Below are 21,225 nucleotides of genomic sequence, written 5' to 3'. Positions count from 1 at the left end.
GCAGCCCGCGGTAAGGCAGGTAAGGGCACATGGGGCTGTTTAAGGAAGTCAAGAAGCCGGTCATCAAGGGGGCGACAGCGGGAACTGGCGAAATCAGCCCGTTGCGCCCCCGCTACGTCGAAAGAACGCCGCCTTGTGCCGACCGTTGTCCTCACGGCAACGAAATTCGCGATGTGCTGGTCAGCATCGCGCAGCATCAGGTGCACGGCCGGACGGCGCCGCAGGCATTCGAACTGGCGTGGAAGCAAATTACCGAGCGCAATCCCTTTCCCGCGGTTTGCGGCAGAGTTTGCCAGCATCCCTGCGAAGCCGCCTGCAACCGCAAGGCGAAGGATGGAGCGGTCGCTATCCACCTGATCGAGCGGTTCCTGGGTGATTACGCGATCACGCACGGGTTCAAGCTCACAAAGCTGAATGTCGCGTGTGCTGACAAGGTTGCTGTCGTGGGGGCCGGCCCGGCCGGACTCTCGTGCGCCTACCACATGGCGCGGCGGGGCTATGCGGTCACTTTGTTCGATGCTGCGCCGCAACCTGGCGGCATGATGCGCTATCGAATGCCGCGCAGCATGATCCCGGGTGAAGTGCTGGACGCCGAAATTGGCAACGTGCTCGACCTCGGGGTGCAGATCAAGTGCGGCACGGCGGTCGGGCGAGAGGTAACTTTAGCCGACCTTCGCCGCAATCACGCCGCCGTGTACTTCGCCATGGGTCTGCAGAAGGCATCGCAGCTCGCGCCGCAACGCGACGCAGAAGGCGCCGCCATCGTGGGCGGGCCTCCCACCGAACCTCCCATGGGCCCCTATGCGGAAGTAAGCGAGTTTGACGCGCGGGTCGCCAACACCATCAGCCCCGCTATTGCCCAGGGACGCGCCGTGGCGGAAGCGATTCAAGTTTTTCTGCGTGCGAGCCAGCCGGTGAGCAAAGCTACGCCTCCACCCGTGATCAAGCATGAGCAGATGAAGCTCGATTGGTATCCGACGGCGGCGCCGCACGCCGAGCTGCTGCCAAGGCTGGGTCTCTCCGAAGCAGAGGCGATCGAAGAGGTCAAGCGCTGCATGTCGTGCGGCATGTGCATGGACTGCGAAACCTGCTGGATGTACTGCAGCGCCAATTGCTTCGTGAAACTTCCCCCAGGTGAGCATTACAAGATCAAGCTCGAACTCTGCAACGGCTGCAAGAAGTGCGCGGAAGCATGCCCTTGCGGATACATCGAGCTCAACTGAGAGCGAGGTCAGACGGTGCCGGTATTCGAAATCGAAGGACGGAAGTACGAAGTGGATGAAGACGGATTCCTGCAGGAACCTGAACGCTGGAATCAAGACGTGGCCAAGGATTTCGCGCAAACGGAAGCGGTCACCGACCTCACCGAGGGGCACTGGAAGGTGATCAATTACATCCGCAACTACTATCTCCAGTTCGGCATTGCGCCCATGGTGCGGAAGCTGTGCAAGGAGACGGGATACAAGCTCAACGAGATTTACCAGTTGTTCCCGTCGGGCCCGGCCAAGGGTGCGTGCAAGCTGGCAGGACTGCCCAAACCAACGGGCTGCGTGTGATGTCATGGTGAGCAGCGATGAGCTTGTGGAGCATTGGTTCGCGCAAACCCTGGAATCCTATCCGCACCTGGCCTCCCGGTTCCTGGCGTCGGAAAAGGACCGCTTCCGCAACCCTGTAGGCCACGCGTTGCGCAGCGGCATGGCGATTCTGCTGCAGGAATTGCTGGGCGACATGAACGCCGCGAACATCGCGCCGGCGCTGGACATGATCGTACGCATGCGTGTGGTGCAGGATTTCACGCCCAGCGAAGCCGTCGGTTTTGTTTTCCTGGTGCGGTCCATTCTGCTCGGATCGAACCCGCCAAGGCCGGCCATGATCGAGGCGCGCATCGATCAGCTCGCGCTTATGGCCTTCGACCAGTATATGAAATGCCGCGAGCAGATTGCCGAGGTTCGCGCCGGTGAGGCCGGGCGCAGGATGCGGGTGCGGCCGGCGCTTGTTCGCAAATGAGGTAGAGGGATGCAATCGGTATACGCAATGGGCGCGGTCGGAGCGGTCGTGGTTGCCGCCGCGCTGGCGGGCCAGATGACCAGGGGGGAGGCATGGATGTCGGCCGTCGCATTCGCCGGCTTTGCCGTCTTCCTCGCCGGCTTCTGCTACCGCGTTGCGCGATGGGCGACAGCACCCGTTCCGTTTCGCATCCCGACCACCTGTGGGCAGCAAAAGTCTCTGCCCTGGATCAAAAGCGCCACGTTGGAGAACCCCTCGACCACGGGCGGCGTGCTGGGCCGCATGGCACTCGAGGTCCTCCTCTTTCGCTCGCTGTTCCGCAACAGCCAGACGCGGCTTGATCAGGGACGACTGATCTTCTCCGAGCAAAAGTACCTCTGGCTGGCGGCGCTGGCTTTTCACTGGTCGTTACTGATCATTCTGGTTCGACACTTGCGGCTGCTGGTGGAACCGGTGCCGGCCGTGCTGCTGCTGATCGAACGCGTGGACGGATTCTTCCAGCTTGGCGCGCCGCCGCTGTATCTCTCGGACATCGTCTTGGCGTGCGCGCTAGCGTACCTGCTGCTGCGTCGATTCCGCGACCCGATGGTCCGCTACATTTCCCAGTTCAGCGACTACTTCGCACTGCTCGTGCTCATCGGCATCGCCGCTTCCGGGCTGGTGATGCGCTACGTGACCCGCGTGGACGTTGTCGCCGTCAAACAGTTTGCGCTCGGCCTGGCGGCGTTTCACCCGGTGCGTGCAGCGGCGCTGGGTTCGGTGTTCGCCGTCCACCTGGCGCTGATCAGCGTACTGGCGGCGTACTTCCCGTTCAGCAAGCTGATGCACATGGGCGGAGAGTTTCTCAGCCCGACACGCAACCTGGCTAACAACAACCGGAGCAAGCGGCACATCAATCCGTGGAATTACCCGGTCAAGACCCACAGCTATGCGGAGTGGGAAGAAGAATTCCGGGACAAGTTGAAAGGAGCAGACCTTCCGCTCGAGGCCGACCATGCCGCAAGAGCTTCTGCAGATTGAGGCGAGGAAACCGGACGGTGACTGGAAGAACCCCGCGGTTCAATTCCGCAAGGGCTTCTTCTGTTATGGCGCCGCGGCCAAGAACGTCCGCTACCTTGATCTGCCGAACCCGCGTGACTGGCAGCCCTTCGATGCCGATTGGAAACTTCCGCCGGACTGGAAACAGATTCTGCTGGAGGGCATGAAGGAGCGGTTGCAAAGGTACCGCTCGTTCCGGCTGTTCATGGACATCTGCGTGCGCTGCGGCGCCTGTGCCGACAAGTGTCATTTCTACATTGGTTCCAGCGACCCGAAGAACATGCCCGTCGTACGCGCTGAGCTGATGCGCTCCGTGTACCGCAGGTATTTCACCCTGGCCGGTCGCATCTTCGGTGCGCTGGCGGGCGGTCGCGAACTGACCGAGGAAGTTGTCAGAGAGTGGTTCTTCTATTTCTACCAGTGCACCGAATGCCGGCGTTGTTCCGTCTTTTGTCCTTACGGCATTGATACCGCCGAGATCACCATGATCGGCCGCGAATTGCTGAACCTGATCGGCTGCAACACCAACTGGGTGCTGGAGCCGGCTGCGAACTGCTTGCGCACCGGCAATCATCTTGGCATCCAGCCGCACGGTTTCAAGGACAGCTTGGAATTCGCGGCCGGCGAACTGGAAGAGATCACCGGAATTCGCGTCGAGGTGCCGATCAACCGCAAGGGTGCAGAAGTCCTCTTCGTCATGCCCTCGGCCGACTACTTCGCCGAGCCCCATTACTACACCCTGCTCGGCTACATGATGCTATTGCACGAAATCGGTCTTGATTTCACCTTCAGCGCCTTCGCCTCCGAGGGCGGGAACTTCGGCTTGTTCAGTTCGCACGATTTGATGAAGCGCCTGAACGCGAAGGTGTACGAAGAAGCCCGGCGCCTGGGCGTGAAGTGGATCCTGGGCGGCGAGTGCGGCCACATGTGGCGCGTGCTCCACCAGTACATGGATACGATGAACGGCCCGGCCGATTTCCTGGAAGAGCCGGTATCGCCCATCACGGGAACCAAGTTCGAGAACGCACGCTCGACCCGGATGGTGCACATCTGCGAGTTCACTGCCGACCTGATCCACCAAGGAAAGCTGCGGCTTGATCCGGCGCGCAACGACCGCTGGACCGTGACCTTCCACGATTCCTGCAACCCGGCGCGCTCCATGGGACTGCTGGAGGAACCACGCTACATCATCCGCAACGCCTGCAACCGCTTCCATGAAATGCCGGAAAACACGATTCGCGAGCAGACGTTTTGCTGCGGCAGCGGCGCCGGCCTGGGCACGGACGAAAACCTCGAAATGCGCTTGCGCGGCGGTTTTCCGCGCGCCAACGCCGTCAAGTACGTGAAGGAGCAGCACGGCGTCAACCTGCTGGCCTGCATTTGCGCCATCGATAAGGCGACACTGCCGACGCTGATGGATTACTGGGTGCCGGGCGTTCAGGTCGCGGGCGTGCACGAGTTGCTGGGCAACGCGCTGGTCATGCGCGGCGAAAAAGCACGCACCACGGATTTGCGCGGGGTGCCGCTGGCGGCGGAGGTGGCGAATGCGTGACCGCGTCTTCATCACGCTCGGCCTGCTCCTGTTCGTCGCGCTCGTGACGTACCCGGTGTGGCATGCGGTCTATGCAAAGACTACCGCGGCCGGGCCGCAACTCAAGCTGCCGCAGCAGTCGAAAGCCTGCGTCGCGCCCGTGGCGTTCATGCGCGCCTCGCACATGAAACTGCTCACCGACTGGCGCGAGGGCGCGGTGCGCGAGCGCCGTCTGGATTACACGTCGTACGACGGCAAGAAATACCGCGTCAACCTCTCCGGCACCTGTCTCGGCGAGTGTCACACCAATAAAGGGGAGTTCTGCGATCGCTGCCATACCTACGCTGCGGTTTCAGGCCCGTATTGCTGGGACTGCCACGTGGACCCGGCCTCCCTCGCCCGGAGGACGCCATGAAAATTACGCGCAAGGAATTTCTGCGGATCGCGGGCTTCGCGGTGGCGGGAGCCGGCGCTGCCAAGGCCGTCCAGGTGATCGGTACCGCCGAGCGAGGGCCGCAATCATCGGGCGCGGCAAAACGCTGGGGGATGGTGATCGACTTTCAAAAATGCCGGCCCGGCAACGACTGCGACGACTGCCTGTCCGCCTGCCGCCTGGCGCACAACATTCCCGAGGTTCCCGAGCGGGACCGCGAAGTGAAGTGGGTGTGGAAGGAGCGCTACGAAAGAGTGTTCCCCTTCCAGCAGACCGACTACACGCGCCGCGCCTACGACGTCCACGTCCTTCCCGTGTTGTGCAACCAGTGTGCGCAGCCGGCGTGCGTGCGCGTCTGCCCCACGGCGGCCACCTGGAAGCGCGATGACGGCGTGGTAATGATGGACTGGCACCGCTGCATCGGTTGTCGCTATTGCATGGCGGCGTGCCCGTATGGATCGCGCAGTTTCAACTGGTCGGATCCTCGGCCCCACATTCACAACCTGAATTCCGACTTCCCCACCCGCACAAAGGGCGTGGTGGAGAAATGCAATTTCTGCGAGGAGCGCCTGGCGAACGGCCGTGCGCCCGCTTGTGTCGAGGCCTGCCGGCAGAAGGCCATCGTGTTCGGCGACCTCAATGACGAACAGTCGGCGGTGCGCCAACTGTTGCGCGCCCGCTATGCCGTGCAGCGCATGCCGGAACTGGGTACAGGGCCTTCGGTTTTCTATTTGGTTTGACTGCCATGTTCATGCTTGAAAAGGCGATGGTAGGCAGCCGCAGGTACTGGGGTTGGCTCGCACTCCTTCTGCTGCTGATCACGCTCGGCGCTGGCTGCTACCTCCGCCAGTTGAGGGACGGATTGGTCATCACCGGCCTGAGCCGTGATGTGATCTGGGGCTTGTACATTGCGCAGTTCACGTTCTTTGTCGGTGTGGCGGCGTCGGCCGTCATGGTCGTGTTGCCGTATTACCTGCACGACGTCAAGGCATTCCAGAAGATCACCATTCTTGGCGAGTTGCTCGCGGTCTCCGCGGTGACCATGTGCATGCTGTTCGTTGTGGTGGACATGGGGCAGCCGGCGCGTGTGCTCAACGTGTTGCGCTATCCCACGCTCAGTTCCGTGATGTTCTGGGACCTGATCTCGCTCGGCGGCTACCTGCTGCTGAATGGCGTGATTTCCATCGTCATGCTCAGTTCCGAGCGCACCGGCGTGCCCGCACCGCACTGGATTAGACCGGTCATCCTGGTTTCGATTCCCTGGGCCGTCTCCATTCACACCGTGACGGCATTCCTCTATAGCGGCCTGGCTGGCCGCACGTTCTGGATGACGGCGATCCTGGCACCCCGCTTCTTGGCGTCGGCATTCGCCTCGGGGCCGGCGCTGCTGATCCTGCTGTGTTTGCTGCTGCGGCGGCTGACGTCGTTCGATGCCGGCGAAGACGCGATCCGCAAGCTCGGTGTCATCACCGCATACGCCATGTCGCTCAGTGTTTTCTTTGTTCTGCTTGAGCTGTTCACGGTCTTCTACAGCCGCATTCCGGAGGAAATGGAGCACTTCAGGTTCTTGTTCGTTGGGCTCGAGGGCGATCGTCATCTGGCACCTTGGATGTGGATCTCGGCGGTCACGGGCATGGTCGCACTTGTTCTGTTGCTGGTCCCCAAGCTGCGCAACAACGAGTCGGTGCTGGCGGCGGCGGCCGTGTTGGTTTTCGTTTCTCTGTGGATTGAAAAAGGACTGGGGCTAATCGTCGGCGGCTTCGTGCCTTCGCCGCTGGGATCGGTCACTCGATATTCGCCCACCGCTCCAGAGTGGGTCATCGTGCTGGGGGTGTGGGCGATAGGGGCTCTCATGATCACCGTGTTCTACAAGATCACGGTCTCTGTACGTGAGGTGAGGTGAACCATGGCAACACTGGTGAAAGCACCACCAAGACCTGTGCCACCGCCAGAAATACCTTCCGCGGCTCCGCCACCACAACCGTGGCTGAGCGAAGACTGGCTGGCTGTGTGCATCGGTCTGGGGGTGTTCGTACTTTCTCTCGGCCTGCTGTTCGGGGCCGACATCCTGGGGTGGGTGGTCACGACGGCGGTGTGGACCATGCCGGCGAAGGCGCTCAATCCCGTGTCCAAAGCTTACAAATCATTGCCGGGACTGGTTTCTCTGCTCGGCACATACATATTCTTGCTGGCGATCCTACTGGCTGGCGCGAAGGCCTTGCGTGCCAACCTCAAATCATTCGCAAAAGGTTTCACCGGGGTTTTCTTCATCAGCTACGCGTGCTGGTTCATTGGAAGTTATGCCTACATAGCAGCGACTCCGGACAAACGGGCCGCTTTAAAGATCCCGTGGTCGCTCAACCTGACCAACGAGTCGGGATTCATCCTGGCGTTGTTGGCGGGCTTGATCGTGGGGAACTTCCTGCCGGGCGTTGCCAAGAGCATGAAAGAGGCGATCCGGCCTGAACTCTACATTAAGACCGCGATCGTCATTCTGGGCGGGTTCCTGGGCATCGCCGCCTTGGAACAGCGGGCTCTTGCCACTTCCGTGATCTTCCGCGGCGCCTGCGCCATCGTCGAGGCGTATCTGATTTACTGGCCGATCGTGTACTTCGTGTCGCGCCGGTATTTCGGGTTTAGCCGCGAGTGGGCGGCGCCGTTGGCGTCCGGTATCTCGATCTGCGGAGTGTCGGCGGCGATTGCCACTGGCAGCGCCATCAAGGCTCGACCGATTGTGCCGATCATGGTGTCTTCGCTGGTGGTAATTTTTGCCGTCGTCGAACTGATGATTCTTCCCTTCGCCGCGCAGCATTGGCTCTACAACCAGCCGATGGTGGCGGGCGCCTGGATGGGATTGGCGGTGAAGACCGACGGTGCCGCAGTGGCCAGCGGCGCAATTGCAGATTCGCTGATTCGCGCCAAGGCCATGGCCGCAACCGGTGTCAATTACGCTCCCAACTGGATCATGGGCGTCAGCACTACGGTGAAGGTGTTCATCGACATCTTCATTGGCGTGTGGGCGTTCATTCTGGCTTGGGTATGGTCGGCGAAGATCGAACACCGCGAGGGCGAGAAGGTGAAAGCAAGCGCGATCTGGCAGCGCTTCCCGAAATTCATTCTCGGGTACGTTGCCACGTTCCTGATCGTGTTGGTCATCGGCGTGCTCGCTCCGGCGCTGATCCCCAAAATCAAGGCCTCCATGGGGCAGGCCAATGTCCTTCGTGCCCTGTTCTTCGTGCTTACATTCTTCGCCATTGGTGTGCTCTCCAACTTCCGGAAACTCTGGGAGGAAGGGATTGCCAAGCTGGCAGGCGTCTATGTGCTGTGCCTATTCGGGTTCATCATCTGGGTCGGCCTGCTGATTTCCTGGCTCTTCTTCGCCGGAGTGTTTCCGCCAATCGTAAAGGGGTGATGTATGGCAGATGTGCGTTTGAAAGATGAACTGGAAAAAATGGCAGTCGCAAAGGAGCCCCTGCTTCCGATTGAGCAGAAGTTGATCTGGTACACCTTCGGAGCCGGGGTCATTTTGCTGTTCGTGCTGGTCTTCATTAGCCGAGCGTACGTGTAGAAAATGGCTGAGTCGCGGGCCACGCGCAGGCGCGGCCCGCAACCCAATTACTGATTTCATTGCCTCCGGACATCTATGCCGCAACCGGGAAAAGTCTATTTGGTGGGCGCAGGACCGGGACATCCGGAACTGCTGACCTTGAAGGCTGCCGAACTGATCCGCGGTGGCGATGTCATCGTCTACGACCGCCTCATCCAAGAGGAAGTCATTGCCCTGGCACGCCCCTCCGCCGAGCGCATCTACATGGGCAAGCCCGTCGGCAAACACGACTCGCGCCAGGATGAAGTCAACGAACTGCTTGTGCGCAAAGCGCGCGAGGGAAAGGTAGTCATCCGCCTCAAGGGCGGGGATCCTTTTGTGTTCGGGCGCGGTGGTGAAGAGGCCGAGTACCTCGCCGGCCACGGCATTCCGTTTGAAGTTATCCCCGGCGTGTGCTCAGCGTTATCGGCGCCGTTAAGTGCGGGCATTGCCGTCACCCATCGCGACGCGGCATCGTCAGTGGCGATCGTTACCGGTCACAACGCCGATGGGACTGAGTCGCGGATCGACTGGAATGCTCTTGCGAAGCTGGACACGCTGGTGTTCCTGATGGGGGTCCATAACCTGGAGAAGATAGCCGGGAACTTGATTGCCGCCGGACGTTCTCCCGACACGCCGGCCGCCATGGTCCAAATGGCGTTCTGGCACGACGAGCTCACCGTCGCCGCGACGCTGGCCACCATCGCCGAAGAATCCCGCCGCGCCGCGGTGAAGGCTCCGGCTACCCTGATCGTCGGCGAAGTGGTGCACCTGCGCGAGAAGCTCAAGAATTTCCAGCGCGACCTCAGCCGCGCACGCGCTTCTTCCACCGCCTTAGGCCCGCTGCCGGACGAAGTTTTCCGGCTGGCCACGGCCGGCTTCAGCGCGCAGGTACTGGGCTGGGCTTTGGAAAACAAGATTTTCGATTTCCTGGAAGAGCCGAAGCCGGTGTGCGATCTTGCCCACGCGCTGCAGTTGGACACCGACGCGCTCAGCGAAATCCTGAATACCATGGTGGCGCTGCGCCTGCTCGAGTCGCGTCCCGATGGCTATCGCAATCTCGAACTCGCTTCCCAGTATTTGCGTGCGACCTCGGCGCAGAGCCTGCGTGCCGCGCTGCTGTATCAGGCGGCACAGTTCTGTAACTGGGGCGCGCTGTCAGAGTTTGCCCGTCTGGGCAAGCAAACCGGGTTCGTCGCCAGGAATTCCGCCCTGCGCGCCGAGGCGGCCGAGTGCCTCGCCGCCGCTTTCGCCTCCAGAGTAGTGAGCGATTTCGCCGCCCCGCCTCCTGCTCCCGTACTGGTGGTTGGATTTGGGTATGCGGCGTACGGCAGAGCTTTTGCACAGCGCTGGCCGGAGATCGTGGTGCAGGGCTGGAACCCGGTTTCCGCTGACCCCGTCATCGCGCCCAGGGCCGAATTCGGAACCGTGATCATTTCCGGCTTGCTGGAGTGGTGCGGCACAGCCGAAATCCAATTCTTATTGTCGCAAGTCTGCGTGCAGCCGGATGGAGTCCTGTTATTCCACGACGCAATCTTGCCCATCGGAATCCAGCCCACGTCTCAGGCCGCCTTGCGGGCCCTGGCACGGCAGGTCGCCGATGGCAACGCTCACAACTGGTCGCTGGAGCGGGTGGCGGCGTCGTTGCAGCGGGCGGGATTTGAATGTGTTGAATCCCGGCCACTGCTCGGCGAGCGTGTGCTGGTTCGCGCGCGTCGCGCGCCACCAGCTTCGCAGAAAATAACCTTGGCGGCTGCGGCCGCGGATTAAGTCAGGAGACCTATGCTGGAAGCGGTACCTGTCGAAAAAATTGCCGAGGAAATGTACGCGTTGATCGTCGAATGTGCGGGCAAGAGAAATCTCAAAGCCGGCGATCTCACCAAAGCGATGATCGCCAAGTTTGGCGAGGACGCCTGCAACAAAGAACAGTGCAAGCACGCGATCCGGATCCTGATTGATTCCGGGCGCTGCATCTACAGCTATCTTGGCGGCTCCTACATTCAGTTGCCGCCGAAAGAAGAAGAAGCGGCGAGCGCGGGGTAGCTGAGACGGCGAGAATGAGCAACGAGCGCACATTGCCGCGTGTGGTAGTCGCCGGGCTCGGCGGCGGCGCCGGGAAAACCGTCGTCTCGCTAGCGCTTCTGCTAGCCGCCCGCCGCCTCGGCCGAACGGTGCGCGCGTTCAAGAAAGGGCCGGATTACATTGACTCGGCCTGGCTCAGTTGGGCTTCGGGCAGTCCGGCGCGAAATCTCGATACCTATCTCATGGGCTTCAACACGGCTGTCGCCTCCTTCGCTCGCAATGCCGTTTCCGATGGCTTGAACGTGGTGGAAGGTAACCGTGGCGTGTTCGACGGCATGGATGTGGCGGGCACGCACAGCAGTGCCACGCTCGCCAAGGCGCTCGCAGCGCCTGTCCTGCTGGTGCTGAACGTCACCAAAGTGACGCGGACGGCCGCGGCCTACGTTCTGGGTGCGCAGAAACTCGACCCTGAACTCGACATTTGCGGACTGGTGCTGAACTACGTCAACGGACGGCGGCACGAGCAGATCGTGCGCGATGCGATCGCCTCCGTGTGTGACATCCCTGTCGTGGGCGCGGTGCCGAGGCTGGACGCTCTCGGTCTGGTCCCCGAACGTCATCTCGGCCTCATCATGCCTGAGGAACACGGCGGACGGGACATTCTCGAGCGAAACCTGCTGGACGAAGTTGTGCCCGGCCTCGATGTCGAAGCCATCTTGCGGATCGCGGGTGCGGCGGACCCACTGGGCGCTGAAGCGGTCACACCAGCGAGTTTGCTGGATGTCAGCGGGTTGAAGATCGGATACTTCAAGGATGCCGCTTTCAGCTTCTACTACGCCGAGAATCTTGAGGCGCTCGAGCGATCCGGCGCTCAACTGGTGGCCATATCGCCGCTCACTGAATGTGCGTTGCCGCCAGATCTCTCGGCGCTGTACATCGGTGGAGGTTTCCCCGAGGTGCATGCCTCAGCGCTGGCCGCGAATTCCGGATTCTTGCAATCTCTCCACGAGGCCGCGCAGAACGGGTTGCCAATCTATGCCGAGTGCGGCGGGCTGATGATGCTGTCGCGCGCGATTGTGTGGCAGGGCTCAAAGTATCCGATGGCCGCAGTGCTTCCTTTCGAAGCCCACGTGTGCAGCACGGCGCAGGGGCACGGCTACGCGGAGCTTCGAGTGGATCGTGCCAACTCGTTTTTCGCGACGGGCCTGGCCATCCGCGGCCACGAGTTCCACTACTCGAGAATCGTCCTGGAAAATGGCCACCTTGAAACCGCATGCGAGGTGCGGCGCGGCCAAGGAATCGGCCGGGGGCGGGAGGGCGTGATCTTCAAGAATGTGTGGGCCGGATACACGCATATTCACGCGTTAGCCACGCCGGAATGGGCCGCCGGAATGCTGCGAGCCGCGCGGCAATTCGATTCCCGCCGCGAGCACGGCGTGGTTGCGATGACGGAAGATCACTAAGCCTTTGCGGGAAGCACGATGGCGGCACAAGCCAACCGATGCTGAGACGAAATCGTGGTACACAAGCTCTTCAATGACTTACGGTGCCACCCGTGTGATCGAAGTCGTTTAGTATCACCATCCGGTTTAGCTCTAATAAGGCTAGCGTCGGCGGTTCGATTCCGTCCCTGGCCACCATGTTGTTCAATGCTTTAGCAAATGGGGCCAAAAGGAAATTGGTGAATTTCCCGTCTGTCCCCCGGTTCTTACTAAGGAGACGAAAAATGAGAAAGATCATCGCCAGCGTGCAGGTTTCCCTCGACGGCGTCATGCAGGGGCCCGGCGGCGCCCAAGAGGACACAAGTGATGGGTTCGATCTCGGCGGATGGAGCATGAAATTTTCCGCCGCTGAGTCTGGTGCCGCCATCATGGGTGTGGTGGGCACCCTCGACAAACCATACGATCTGCTGCTGGGCCGCAAGACCTACGACATTTTTGCAAGCTATTGGCCCTATGTTCCGGCGGACAACCCAATCGGTCCGGTCTTCACAAAAGCGAACAAGTACGTACTGACCCGGGGCTCGGCGAAACTCGACTGGGCCAACAGCCACAGGATGCGCAACATTGATGACTTGCGGAAGGTCAAAGCGAGCAAAGGTCCGGACATTGTGCTGTGGGGCAGTTCAACCCTCTATCCGCAACTGTTCGAAGCAAATCTCATCGACCGGTTTCTACTGCTCACCTGTCCGATAGTTCTTGGGAAAGGCAAAAAGCTCTTCGGCACCGTCTCGCACCCCGTGAACATGAAGCTGGTCAGGAGTGAAATATCTTCGACAGGCGTCATCATTGCGACCTACGAGCACAAAGGGTAACCCAGGGTCTGAATGACGCCTACAGGCTGGGTGTCCCATCGAGATGGAGCAGGCTCACGTCTGGCATTAAACGGTCTGTCTTGATCGCCAGCTTTGGCCGTGTACCGATTGCATTGTCGCCGTTACCAGATCGTTTCGCATTGTTACGCTTGCTCGCATTCCTGACAGCAATTGCATTGTGAGAGCAGACCTCCGACGGTTGCGAAGGCGTTAAAAGTGCATAAAGCTTGCATAAAAGATTCGTAAAGGCGAGCACAGGCGCAAAGGCCGGCTGATTCGACTTTTCGGCAGCGCTAGACGAGAATACCGCCGATGAGCAAGACCCCAGAACAATGGCTGGAGGAAGCAGCTCCGCAAAAAGAGCGCGGCATCTTCAAGCTTTTCCTCGGCTATGCGCCGGGCGTCGGCAAGACGTACAACATGCTGAGCGAAGGGATTCGCCGGCGGGCTCGCGGCGAGGACGTGGTGATTGGGCTGGTAGAAACGCACGGGCGCAAGGCGATCGCGGAATTGTCGAGCAAACTGGAAACGGTGCCGCGGCGGCAGCTGCAGTACAAGGGCGGGTCATTCGACGAAATGGATGTCGATGCGATTCTGGCGCGTAAGCCGCAAGTCGCGGTCGTGGATGAGCTCGCGCATACCAACATCGAGGGAAGCAAACACAGAAAACGATACGAAGACGTGATCGAGTTGCTGGAGGCCAACATCGATGTGCTCTCGACCGTAAATGTTCAGCACATCGAGAGCCTGACCCCGCTGATCCAGAGCATTACCGGCGTGCAAGTGCGGGAAACGGTTCCCGACTGGGTCATGCAACGGGTGAATGAAATCGTCATGGCCGATCTGACGCCAGAAGCCCTCCAGACGCGGATGCGGCGCGGCGATATTTATCCTGTGGAGCGCGCGGAGCGGGCGTTGGGTCATTTTTTCCGCCGCGGAAACTTGATGGCATTGCGCGAGATGGCCTTGCAACAGGTCGCTCGGGTGGTCGATCGCGGTCTCGAGTCGTATCTTCAGAAGGACCAGCCGGGACTGAGTGCAGGTATCCGCGAACGCATCGCGGTGTGCATCAGCTCGAATCCGGCCGCACAATACCTGGTCGCGCGCGCGGCTCGAATGGCCGAGCGCCTGGATGCGGAATTGCTCGTGGTCTACGTCGATACCGGGGTCGATGAAACGCCCGAGAACCAGCGGACGCTGGCGCAGAACATCCGCTTTGCTCAAGACGTGGGCGCACAAGTGGTGAAGACGAAAGGCAAATCGGTCGCCGAAGCCGTCGCCCTGGTGGTAAAGGACAAGCACATCACACAGGTCGTGTTTGGCCGTTCGGCGCAAACGGGCTGGCGAAAATATCTTTATCTGTCGGCGATCCACAAATTTCTGCGCGATGCGCCTCCGGTTGACGTGCACATTGTGACGCAGGAAGTGAAGTGAGGCTGCGGTGATGACTGGTGGTGAAAAGCCGAATATCCTCGTCGTCGATGACGAGCCCCAGATCACACGCGTTCTGAAGACGGCCTTATCGAGCCGGGGTTACTCGATCAGAACGGCGGCCGATGGCGACGAAGCAGTTCAGACCATGAAGGAATGGCCGCCCGACCTGCTGATTACCGATCTTCGGATGCCGAACATGGATGGCCTGGCCTTGTGCAAACACGTTCGATCCAGGTCGCCGATGCCCATCATCGTCCTTTCGGTGCGAGGAGAGGAGCGGACCAAAGTTGAGGCGCTCGATGCGGGCGCGGATGATTACGTGACCAAGCCGTTCAACATGAACGAACTTCTGGCGCGGGTGCGGGCGGCGATTCGGCGCGCCGCCATGCCGCAACCGGTCGAGTCCGATGTTATCGAAGTCGGCGATTTTCGCGTTGACCAGCAGGCGCGCGAAGTCCGCGTGCACGATCGGGAAGCTCGACTCACTCCCAAGGAATTCGATGTTCTCGTGTACCTGGCGCGACACCCCGGGAAAGTCATCACTCATCGTGCGCTGCTCGCGGCGGTTTGGGGCGACCCCAGCACCAATCAGCCGGAATACCTCCGGGTCGTCATCGCCCATTTGCGCAAGAAGCTCGAAGAGGACGAAAAAGTTCCGCGATACATCGTTACCGAACCCTGGGTCGGTTATCGGTTCAACCCTGGCGGCGATTAACATCATCGGTATTGTGGTGACGATGAATCGGGTTCTCTGGCGCCGGCCGTACACCTTTGTCTCCACGCTATCCAAGCTGGAGAGCTAGCCATCCATCTTACAGCTCTACACCGGGCCGTGGATCGTGTACCGATCTGATCCGGCTACGTGATGGGCCGACTTATCGTCGAGAGCATCGGCCCTTTATAAACTTTTAATGCACTCTTTAGACAAGTTTTACGAGCGAACATGTCCAATGATTTGTAAAGAAGGAAGGCCAGTGTGGCTGGCGGGAGTCGGGCGAAATCGAGAAGCTCAAGAAGTGAGTTCTGGAGACGCCGGTATGCAGGATTTGATTTATGTTGCAATCACGCTCGCGTTCTTCGTCGTATCGATTGCCTATGTGGAATTTTGTGACCGGATCAAGTGAGGCCAGGGATTATGCACCTCGAATCAATCATCATGCTGGCGGTATGCACTCTGACGGGGGTGTACCTGTTTTACGCGCTCCTGCGGCCGGAGAAGTTCTGATCGGCACGGCGTTAGTTTTCGCTGGGGAATTCTTATGACTCTGAACGGCTGGTTGCAGATCACAATTTTCTTGCTGCTGATACTCGCGGTCACCAAACCGTTGGGTGTCTACATGGCGCACGTATTCAACCGCGAGCGCACCTTCCTGGACCCGGTGATGCGGCCCATCGAGCGCTTGCTCTACCGCGTGACCGGAGTGGATGAGAACCACGAGATGCGCTGGACCGAGTACGGGATCTCGATGTTGCTGTTCAGCGTGGTTTCCATGCTCGTCTTGTACTTGCTGATGCGTGTCCAGGGGCACCTGCCGTTCAACCCGCAGAAGCTCGGCGCCGTGGCGCGTGACTTGGCGTTCAACACGGCGGCGTCGTTTACCACAAATACGAATTGGCAGAACTACAGTGGCGAGACAACGATGAGCTACCTGACGCAGATGGCGGGGCTCGCGTATCACAACTTCGTGTCGGCCGCGGTCGGCATTTCGCTCGCGATCGCATTCATCCGGGGCATTGCCCGACGCGAGCAACAGACCTTAGGTAATTTCTGGGTGGACATGGTCCGCAGCTCACTGTGGGTGTTGCTGCCATTCAGCATCGTAGGAGCGCTTGCACTGGTTTCCCAAGGAGTGGTGCAGAACTTGCGACCGTACGACACGGTAAAGCTGGTTGAGCCGCAGCAGGTTCCCAAGGTGGACGCAAACGGCGAGCCGGTCCTGGGACCCGATGGCAAGCAGGTGATGGACACAGTGACCGAGCAAACCATTGCGCAGGGACCGGTCGCGTCACAGGAAATCATCAAGGAATGGGGCACCAACGGCGGCGGATTTTTTAACGCGAACAGCGCCCATCCCTTCGAAAATCCGACGCCGCTTTCCAATCTGATCGAATTGTTTGCAATATTCGCGATTTCCGCAGGTCTCACGTACACCCTGGGGAGGATGACGGGGTCCCAGCGCCATGGCTGGGCGGTTTGGTCCGCGATGGCGATCTTGTTCCTGGCGGGAGTGACCGTCGCGTACTGGGCCGAGGCCCGCGGCAATCGATTGCTGGCCGGTGCCGATCAGCAAGCCACGGCTCTGCAGTCCGGCGGCAACATGGAAGGCAAGGAAGTCCGGTTTGGTATCGCGAATACGGCGCTGTGGGCGACGGTTACAACGGATGCGAGCTGCGGCGCCATTAACGGCTGGCACGATTCCTTGACGCCGCTCGGCGGAATGGTGCCGCTGGTCAACATCATGCTCAGCGAAGTAATTTTTGGCGGCGTGGGCGCCGGCATGTACGGAATGCTGATTTACATCGTGCTGGCGGTATTTATTGCGGGCCTGATGGTCGGCCGCACACCGGAATACCTGGGGAAGAAGATCGAAGCCTACGACGTGAAGATGGCGATGTTGGTCGCACTTGTCTTCCCGCTGGTGATTTTGACATTTTCGGCGATTGCGGTCATTTATCCGTTCGGCACGTCCAGCATTCTGAATCCAGGACCGCATGGGCTCAGCGAGATTCTCTATTCCTATACCTCGCAGGCCGGCAACAACGGGTCCGCGTTCGCGGGACTCACCACGAATACCCTTTGGTACAACGTCTCCGGCGGGCTCACGATGCTGATTGGGCGCTTCCTGATGATTATCCCCATGTTGGCGATCGCCGGGAATCTGGCACAAAAGAAGTATGTGCCGCCCTCGCTGGGGACGTTCCCGGTGACGACACCGCTGTTCACGGCGCTGCTGATCGGCGTCATCTTGATTGTCGGCGCGCTGACCTTCTTCCCGGCACTGAGCCTGGGACCGATTTTGGAGCACCTGCTTTTGGCAGCGGGCAAGACCTTCTGACGGACTGAATCTATGGCAAAGCAGAAAGCAATCTGGGAGTGGAAGATCGTAAGACGTGCGGTGCTGGATTCGCTAATCAAGCTGAATCCGCGGAAGATGATGGGGAATCCGGTCATGTTCGTGGTGGAGATTGGGAGCGTGATCACGACCGTGCTGCTCTTCCGCGGCGGCACGGCCTTCAAGTTCAACCTGCAGATCACCCTGTGGCTGTGGTTCACCGTGCTGTTCGCGAACTTCGCCGAAGCCATGGCTGAAGGCCGCGGGAAAGCTCAGGCAGACACGCTGCGCAAAGCACGTTCTGAAACAGTGGCCAACCGGCTGCTTGCGAATGGAAGCATCGAGAAAGTACCCAGTTCCCAGCTGCGCGCGGGCGACCTGGTCATCGTTTCCGCCGGCGAATTGATCCCCTCCGATGGAGACATCTTCGAAGGCGTGGCCTCGGTGGACGAGTCGGCCATCACCGGCGAATCGGCTCCCGTGATTCGAGAAGCGGGCGGCGATCGTTCGGGGGTAACCGGCGGCACGCGAGTATTGTCCGATCAGATCAAGGTGAAGATCGTCTCCAACCCTGGCGAGACCTTCCTGGATCGCATGATCGGGCTGGTGGAAGGCGCTGAACGGCAGAAGACCCCGAACGAGATCGCGCTCAACATTCTCCTGGCCGGACTGACAATCATCTTTCTGCTGGCGGTAGTTACGCTGCAGCCATTCGCGATCTACTCCGGATCTCCGCAGACCGTGTTCGTTCTCGTTTCACTTCTGGTCTGCCTGATCCCCACCACGATCGGCGGCCTGCTCTCCGCGATCGGAATTGCGGGAATGGATCGCCTGATCCAGCACAATGTGTTGGCGATGTCCGGACGCGCGGTGGAGGCTGCCGGCGACGTCAACACGCTGCTGCTCGACAAAACCGGGACGGTTACTCTCGGCAATCGCCAGGCATCCCGGTTCATTGCCGCGCCTGGGGTCACCGAAAGAGAATTGGCAGACGCCGCGCAACTGTCTTCCCTCGCCGATGAAACACCGGAAGGACGTTCGATCGTCGTCCTGGCGAAGGAAAAGTACGGACTGCGGGGACGCGAGTTGAAGGCGCACGAAGCTCAGTTCGTTCCGTTCTCCGCGCAGACCCGCATGTCGGGCGTCAACATGAACGGCTTCGAGATTCGCAAGGGCGCGGTGGATGCCATTCAGAAGTACGTTGCCCAAACTGGACGCGAGTTCCCGGTCCAGATCCAAGCCAGGGTCGAACAGATCGCGCGCAACGGAGGCACGCCGCTCGTGGTAGCCGAGAAAGGCCGCGGGGCTCTCGGTGTTATAGAGCTCAAGGACATTGTCAAAGGCGGAATGCATGAGCGCTTCGACCAGCTGCGTGCTATGGGGATCCGAACGGTGATGATTACTGGCGACAATCCGCTCACCGCCGCCGCGATTGCGCGGGAAGCGGGAGTGGACGATTTCCTGGCGCAGGCCACCCCCAAGGACAAAATGGACCTGATCCGGCGCGAGCAGGCCGGCGGCAAGCTGGTCGCCATGACGGGCGATGGCACCAACGATGCGCCCGCGCTCGCCCAAGCCGATGTCGGCGTTGCCATGAACACCGGCACGCAGGCCGCCAAGGAAGCCGGCAACATGGTGGACCTGGATTCCAATCCCACGAAACTCATTGAAGTGGTGGAAATCGGAAAACAGCTGCTGATGACTCGTGGCGCCCTGACCACGTTCTCCATTGCCAACGACGTCGCGAAATACTTCGCGATTATTCCAGCTATGTTCGCAGCCACGTTCCCGGTGCTGCAGAGCTTGAACATCATGCGGCTGCAAACGCCGCAATCGGCGATTTTGTCGGCGGTGATTTTCAACGCCCTGATCATCATCGGGCTGATTCCGCTGGCCCTGCGTGGCGTGAAATATCGTCCCATGGGCGCGGCTGTGCTGCTGCGGCGTAACCTCCTGATCTATGGCGTGGGCGGAATCATCGTTCCGTTTATCGGGATCAAGCTGATCGACATGGTGATCACGCGCGTCGGTCTTGCTTAAAGGATTTCGAGATGAAGAAGAACCTCATCATTGCCGTACTAATGACCATCGCCACCACAATCCTGCTGGGCATCATTTACCCGCTGGTCGTAACCGGCATCGCTCAGATGTTATTTCCGCACCAAGCCAACGGTCAGCTGATCCGTCGTGATGGAAACGTAATTGGATCGCGAATCATCGGCCAGCCATTTGTCGGACCCGGATACTTCCATTCGCGTCCTTCTGCGGCCGGCAACGGCTATGACGCCGCGAATTCCGGTGGTACGAACCTGGGTCCCACGAATAAGAAGCTGATCGACCGCGTATCGAGTGATGCGGCGCGGCTCCATGGTGAAAATCCGAATCAGCCCGTACCCGTCGATCTGGTAACGACATCAGCCTCCGGGCTTGATCCCAACATCACGCCGGCTGCGGCGCTCTTCCAAATACCACGCGTCGCACGCGAGCGTGGCGTCGGCGAAGATCGCCTGCGCCAACTCGTACTCAACCGTACGGAGGGCCGTCAGCTGGGAATACTGGGTGAGCCGCGAGTGAACGTGCTGGAACTGAATCTTGACCTCGATGAACACTTCCGGGAAAAGAAGCAGGCCGCGGCTGTTCGTTGAAAGCCTGGCCACTATATTTTACTTTCCGGCCGACCTCCATTTGCTTCCCATTCGGTTCACCTGCGCCGGATTTCTAATGGTGATCTCGGGCTTGCAACCACTGTTCTGTGCTGATAGAAGTCAGACCATGGTGCTGGTGGTGGGAGACATCAGTGTGGACATTACTGCACCGCTGCCGGCGCATCCGGCCGTAGGCGAGGATTGCCTTTCCCCGGAGTTGACGTTTCAGTGCGGCGGGGTGGCATTGAACGGCGCGATCGTGCTTGAGCGCCTGGGTGTCCGGACGCGGCTGGTGGGATGCGTGGGCGAGGATTGGTTCGGCGAGTTTGCCATAGAGCGGGCTGCGAGCGAGGGGATCGATACCGGATTCATCCAGCGCAGTGGCGCTGCTATGACGGGACTATTCCTGATAGCCATCAGCCCGGATGGGCAGCGCACGTTTTTCGGTTGCCGCGGAGCGAGCGCGCATCTGCGAAGTACGGATGATTGGAAAGGTCGCATGGATGGCGTTACCGCGTTGCAGGTCACCGGCTACGCGTTTCTCTCCGAAAGCAGCCGCGAGTTCGTACATCAGTTACTCCAAATGGCAAGGGAATGCGGCGCTCGGACAGTTCTTGATCTTGGGCTGGGGCCGAGCCGCCAGATTCCTGAAACATTGATGGACGCGCTGAAGGAATTCGATACTGTGTTTGCCAACGCCGCTGAGGCAGAGGCGCTGAGCCGGCAAAGTAGCCCAGAAGCAGCGTTGTCGGCGCTGGAACACGCCGGAGCGCGCGCAGCAGTCATCAAGCTAGGCGGCCAGGGATGCCTGATCCGAAGCAAGGGCGTATTGTGCCGCGTGCCCCCATTCGCGGTAAAAGTCATAGATACGACGGGTGCCGGCGACGCTTTCACTTCCGCTTTCACGGCGGGACGCCTCTGGGGTTGGACCGTCGAGGAATGTGCATTGTTGGCGAATGCGTGCGGCGCAGCAGCGTCGGCCACCATGGGCGCGGGCCAGCGCCTGCCGACAATCGCCATGATCACAGAAGTGCTGAACAGCCAGGACTTCATTTCGGGTTGGGACAAGATTCGGATGCAGGTTATCGCACGCCTGCAGGTCACGATATCGGCAACTAGCGAGTCGAGAGGAGCATGAACATGGAAGCGCCGCAGTGGAAGC

At 60.2% G+C, this 21,225-nt stretch carries 21 protein-coding genes; all 21 read left to right on the top strand.

Going from position 1 to position 21,225, the window contains the following annotated elements; translation table 11 throughout:
* Positions 1-29: 29 nt before the first annotated feature.
* The 21 genes from VFI82_13605 to VFI82_13505 all read left to right on the top strand — a co-directional run bounded on the left by VFI82_13605 (position 30) and on the right by VFI82_13505 (position 21,201).
* Entirely contained in the window at positions 30-1,223 is a 1,194-nt protein-coding gene (locus VFI82_13605; protein HET7185721.1) for an FAD-dependent oxidoreductase, read from the top strand.
* A 15-nt stretch (positions 1,224-1,238) separates the two neighbouring features.
* On the top strand, positions 1,239-1,556 hold the full coding sequence (locus VFI82_13600) for a TusE/DsrC/DsvC family sulfur relay protein (GenBank protein HET7185720.1): 318 nt from the start codon (positions 1,239-1,241) through the stop codon (positions 1,554-1,556).
* A 25-nt stretch (positions 1,557-1,581) separates the two neighbouring features.
* Complete coding sequence (locus VFI82_13595; protein HET7185719.1) at positions 1,582-2,007, top strand: RsbRD N-terminal domain-containing protein; 426 nt, start codon at positions 1,582-1,584, stop codon at positions 2,005-2,007.
* A gap of 9 nt (positions 2,008-2,016) precedes the next feature.
* Entirely contained in the window at positions 2,017-3,027 is a 1,011-nt protein-coding gene (gene dsrM, locus VFI82_13590; protein HET7185718.1) for a sulfate reduction electron transfer complex DsrMKJOP subunit DsrM, read from the top strand.
* Positions 3,002-4,597, top strand: coding sequence for a (Fe-S)-binding protein (locus VFI82_13585; protein HET7185717.1), 1,596 nt, complete (start codon positions 3,002-3,004; stop codon positions 4,595-4,597). Before dsrM ends, VFI82_13585 begins: the two co-directional genes overlap by 26 nt.
* On the top strand, positions 4,590-4,991 hold the full coding sequence (gene dsrJ, locus VFI82_13580; GenBank protein ID HET7185716.1) for a sulfate reduction electron transfer complex DsrMKJOP subunit DsrJ: 402 nt from the start codon (positions 4,590-4,592) through the stop codon (positions 4,989-4,991). The genes VFI82_13585 and dsrJ overlap by 8 nt, the downstream gene beginning before the upstream one ends.
* Complete coding sequence (locus VFI82_13575; protein ID HET7185715.1) at positions 4,988-5,749, top strand: 4Fe-4S dicluster domain-containing protein; 762 nt, start codon at positions 4,988-4,990, stop codon at positions 5,747-5,749. Before dsrJ ends, VFI82_13575 begins: the two co-directional genes overlap by 4 nt.
* A 5-nt stretch (positions 5,750-5,754) precedes the next feature.
* On the top strand, positions 5,755-6,912 hold the full coding sequence (gene nrfD / locus VFI82_13570; protein ID HET7185714.1) for an NrfD/PsrC family molybdoenzyme membrane anchor subunit: 1,158 nt from the start codon (positions 5,755-5,757) through the stop codon (positions 6,910-6,912).
* Positions 6,913-7,017: 105 nt separating this feature from the next.
* Complete coding sequence (locus VFI82_13565) at positions 7,018-8,421, top strand: putative sulfate exporter family transporter (GenBank protein ID HET7185713.1); 1,404 nt, start codon at positions 7,018-7,020, stop codon at positions 8,419-8,421.
* A gap of 3 nt (positions 8,422-8,424) precedes the next feature.
* A complete protein-coding gene (locus VFI82_13560; protein HET7185712.1) occupies positions 8,425-8,577 on the top strand; it encodes a hypothetical protein in 153 nt (50 codons plus the stop codon).
* A gap of 75 nt (positions 8,578-8,652) precedes the next feature.
* Positions 8,653-10,365, top strand: coding sequence for a uroporphyrinogen-III C-methyltransferase (gene cobA / locus VFI82_13555; protein HET7185711.1), 1,713 nt, complete (start codon positions 8,653-8,655; stop codon positions 10,363-10,365).
* 12 nt (positions 10,366-10,377) lie between these two features.
* Positions 10,378-10,638 carry a hypothetical protein gene (locus VFI82_13550; protein HET7185710.1) on the top strand — a complete coding sequence of 87 codons (261 nt, stop codon included), beginning with the start codon at positions 10,378-10,380 and terminating at the stop codon, positions 10,636-10,638.
* Positions 10,639-10,652: 14 nt separating this feature from the next.
* Positions 10,653-12,080 carry a cobyrinate a,c-diamide synthase gene (locus VFI82_13545; GenBank protein HET7185709.1) on the top strand — a complete coding sequence of 476 codons (1,428 nt, stop codon included), beginning with the start codon at positions 10,653-10,655 and terminating at the stop codon, positions 12,078-12,080.
* A gap of 263 nt (positions 12,081-12,343) precedes the next feature.
* Entirely contained in the window at positions 12,344-12,931 is a 588-nt protein-coding gene (locus tag VFI82_13540; GenBank protein ID HET7185708.1) for a dihydrofolate reductase family protein, read from the top strand.
* A gap of 312 nt (positions 12,932-13,243) precedes the next feature.
* Positions 13,244-14,365, top strand: a complete 1,122-nt coding sequence (locus VFI82_13535) for a universal stress protein (GenBank protein ID HET7185707.1) — start codon at positions 13,244-13,246, stop codon at positions 14,363-14,365.
* A gap of 10 nt (positions 14,366-14,375) precedes the next feature.
* Positions 14,376-15,080, top strand: a complete 705-nt coding sequence (locus VFI82_13530) for a response regulator transcription factor (GenBank protein HET7185706.1) — start codon at positions 14,376-14,378, stop codon at positions 15,078-15,080.
* A gap of 420 nt (positions 15,081-15,500) precedes the next feature.
* Complete coding sequence (gene kdpF / locus VFI82_13525) at positions 15,501-15,590, top strand: K(+)-transporting ATPase subunit F (protein ID HET7185705.1); 90 nt, start codon at positions 15,501-15,503, stop codon at positions 15,588-15,590.
* A gap of 34 nt (positions 15,591-15,624) precedes the next feature.
* Entirely contained in the window at positions 15,625-17,421 is a 1,797-nt protein-coding gene (gene kdpA / locus VFI82_13520) for a potassium-transporting ATPase subunit KdpA (GenBank protein HET7185704.1), read from the top strand.
* 12 nt (positions 17,422-17,433) lie between these two features.
* Complete coding sequence (kdpB, locus tag VFI82_13515; GenBank protein ID HET7185703.1) at positions 17,434-19,458, top strand: potassium-transporting ATPase subunit KdpB; 2,025 nt, start codon at positions 17,434-17,436, stop codon at positions 19,456-19,458.
* 11 nt (positions 19,459-19,469) lie between these two features.
* Complete coding sequence (kdpC, locus tag VFI82_13510) at positions 19,470-20,063, top strand: potassium-transporting ATPase subunit KdpC (protein ID HET7185702.1); 594 nt, start codon at positions 19,470-19,472, stop codon at positions 20,061-20,063.
* Complete coding sequence (locus VFI82_13505; protein HET7185701.1) at positions 20,020-21,201, top strand: carbohydrate kinase family protein; 1,182 nt, start codon at positions 20,020-20,022, stop codon at positions 21,199-21,201. The genes kdpC and VFI82_13505 overlap by 44 nt, the downstream gene beginning before the upstream one ends.
* Positions 21,202-21,225: the final 24 nt, after the last annotated feature.

This window comes from Terriglobales bacterium (assembly GCA_035691485.1).
GTDB lineage: Bacteria > Acidobacteriota > Terriglobia > Terriglobales > Acidobacteriaceae > JAIQGF01.
The sequence above is the reverse complement of the archived record's forward strand: the minus strand, read 5'-3'. Positions and strand labels throughout refer to the sequence as shown.

What these genes read in the sequence shown, in the direction of transcription:
- dsrM (HET7185718.1), top strand. Translation starts at nt 2,017, where the DNA reads ATGCAATCGGTATACGCAATGGGCGCGGTCGGAGCGGTCGTGGTTGCC.
- dsrJ (HET7185716.1), top strand. Translation starts at nt 4,590, where the DNA reads ATGCGTGACCGCGTCTTCATCACGCTCGGCCTGCTCCTGTTCGTCGCG.
- cobA (HET7185711.1), top strand. Translation starts at nt 8,653, where the DNA reads ATGCCGCAACCGGGAAAAGTCTATTTGGTGGGCGCAGGACCGGGACAT.
- VFI82_13560 (HET7185712.1), top strand. Translation starts at nt 8,425, where the DNA reads ATGGCAGATGTGCGTTTGAAAGATGAACTGGAAAAAATGGCAGTCGCA.
- VFI82_13540 (HET7185708.1), top strand. Translation starts at nt 12,344, where the DNA reads ATGAGAAAGATCATCGCCAGCGTGCAGGTTTCCCTCGACGGCGTCATG.
- kdpF (HET7185705.1), top strand. Translation starts at nt 15,501, where the DNA reads ATGCACCTCGAATCAATCATCATGCTGGCGGTATGCACTCTGACGGGG.
- kdpC (HET7185702.1), top strand. Translation starts at nt 19,470, where the DNA reads ATGAAGAAGAACCTCATCATTGCCGTACTAATGACCATCGCCACCACA.
- VFI82_13530 (HET7185706.1), top strand. Translation starts at nt 14,376, where the DNA reads ATGACTGGTGGTGAAAAGCCGAATATCCTCGTCGTCGATGACGAGCCC.
- VFI82_13545 (HET7185709.1), top strand. Translation starts at nt 10,653, where the DNA reads ATGAGCAACGAGCGCACATTGCCGCGTGTGGTAGTCGCCGGGCTCGGC.
- VFI82_13575 (HET7185715.1), top strand. Translation starts at nt 4,988, where the DNA reads ATGAAAATTACGCGCAAGGAATTTCTGCGGATCGCGGGCTTCGCGGTG.
- VFI82_13535 (HET7185707.1), top strand. Translation starts at nt 13,244, where the DNA reads ATGAGCAAGACCCCAGAACAATGGCTGGAGGAAGCAGCTCCGCAAAAA.
- VFI82_13605 (HET7185721.1), top strand. Translation starts at nt 30, where the DNA reads ATGGGGCTGTTTAAGGAAGTCAAGAAGCCGGTCATCAAGGGGGCGACA.
- nrfD (HET7185714.1), top strand. Translation starts at nt 5,755, where the DNA reads ATGTTCATGCTTGAAAAGGCGATGGTAGGCAGCCGCAGGTACTGGGGT.
- VFI82_13505 (HET7185701.1), top strand. Translation starts at nt 20,020, where the DNA reads ATGAACACTTCCGGGAAAAGAAGCAGGCCGCGGCTGTTCGTTGAAAGC.
- kdpB (HET7185703.1), top strand. Translation starts at nt 17,434, where the DNA reads ATGGCAAAGCAGAAAGCAATCTGGGAGTGGAAGATCGTAAGACGTGCG.
- VFI82_13550 (HET7185710.1), top strand. Translation starts at nt 10,378, where the DNA reads ATGCTGGAAGCGGTACCTGTCGAAAAAATTGCCGAGGAAATGTACGCG.
- VFI82_13585 (HET7185717.1), top strand. Translation starts at nt 3,002, where the DNA reads ATGCCGCAAGAGCTTCTGCAGATTGAGGCGAGGAAACCGGACGGTGAC.
- kdpA (HET7185704.1), top strand. Translation starts at nt 15,625, where the DNA reads ATGACTCTGAACGGCTGGTTGCAGATCACAATTTTCTTGCTGCTGATA.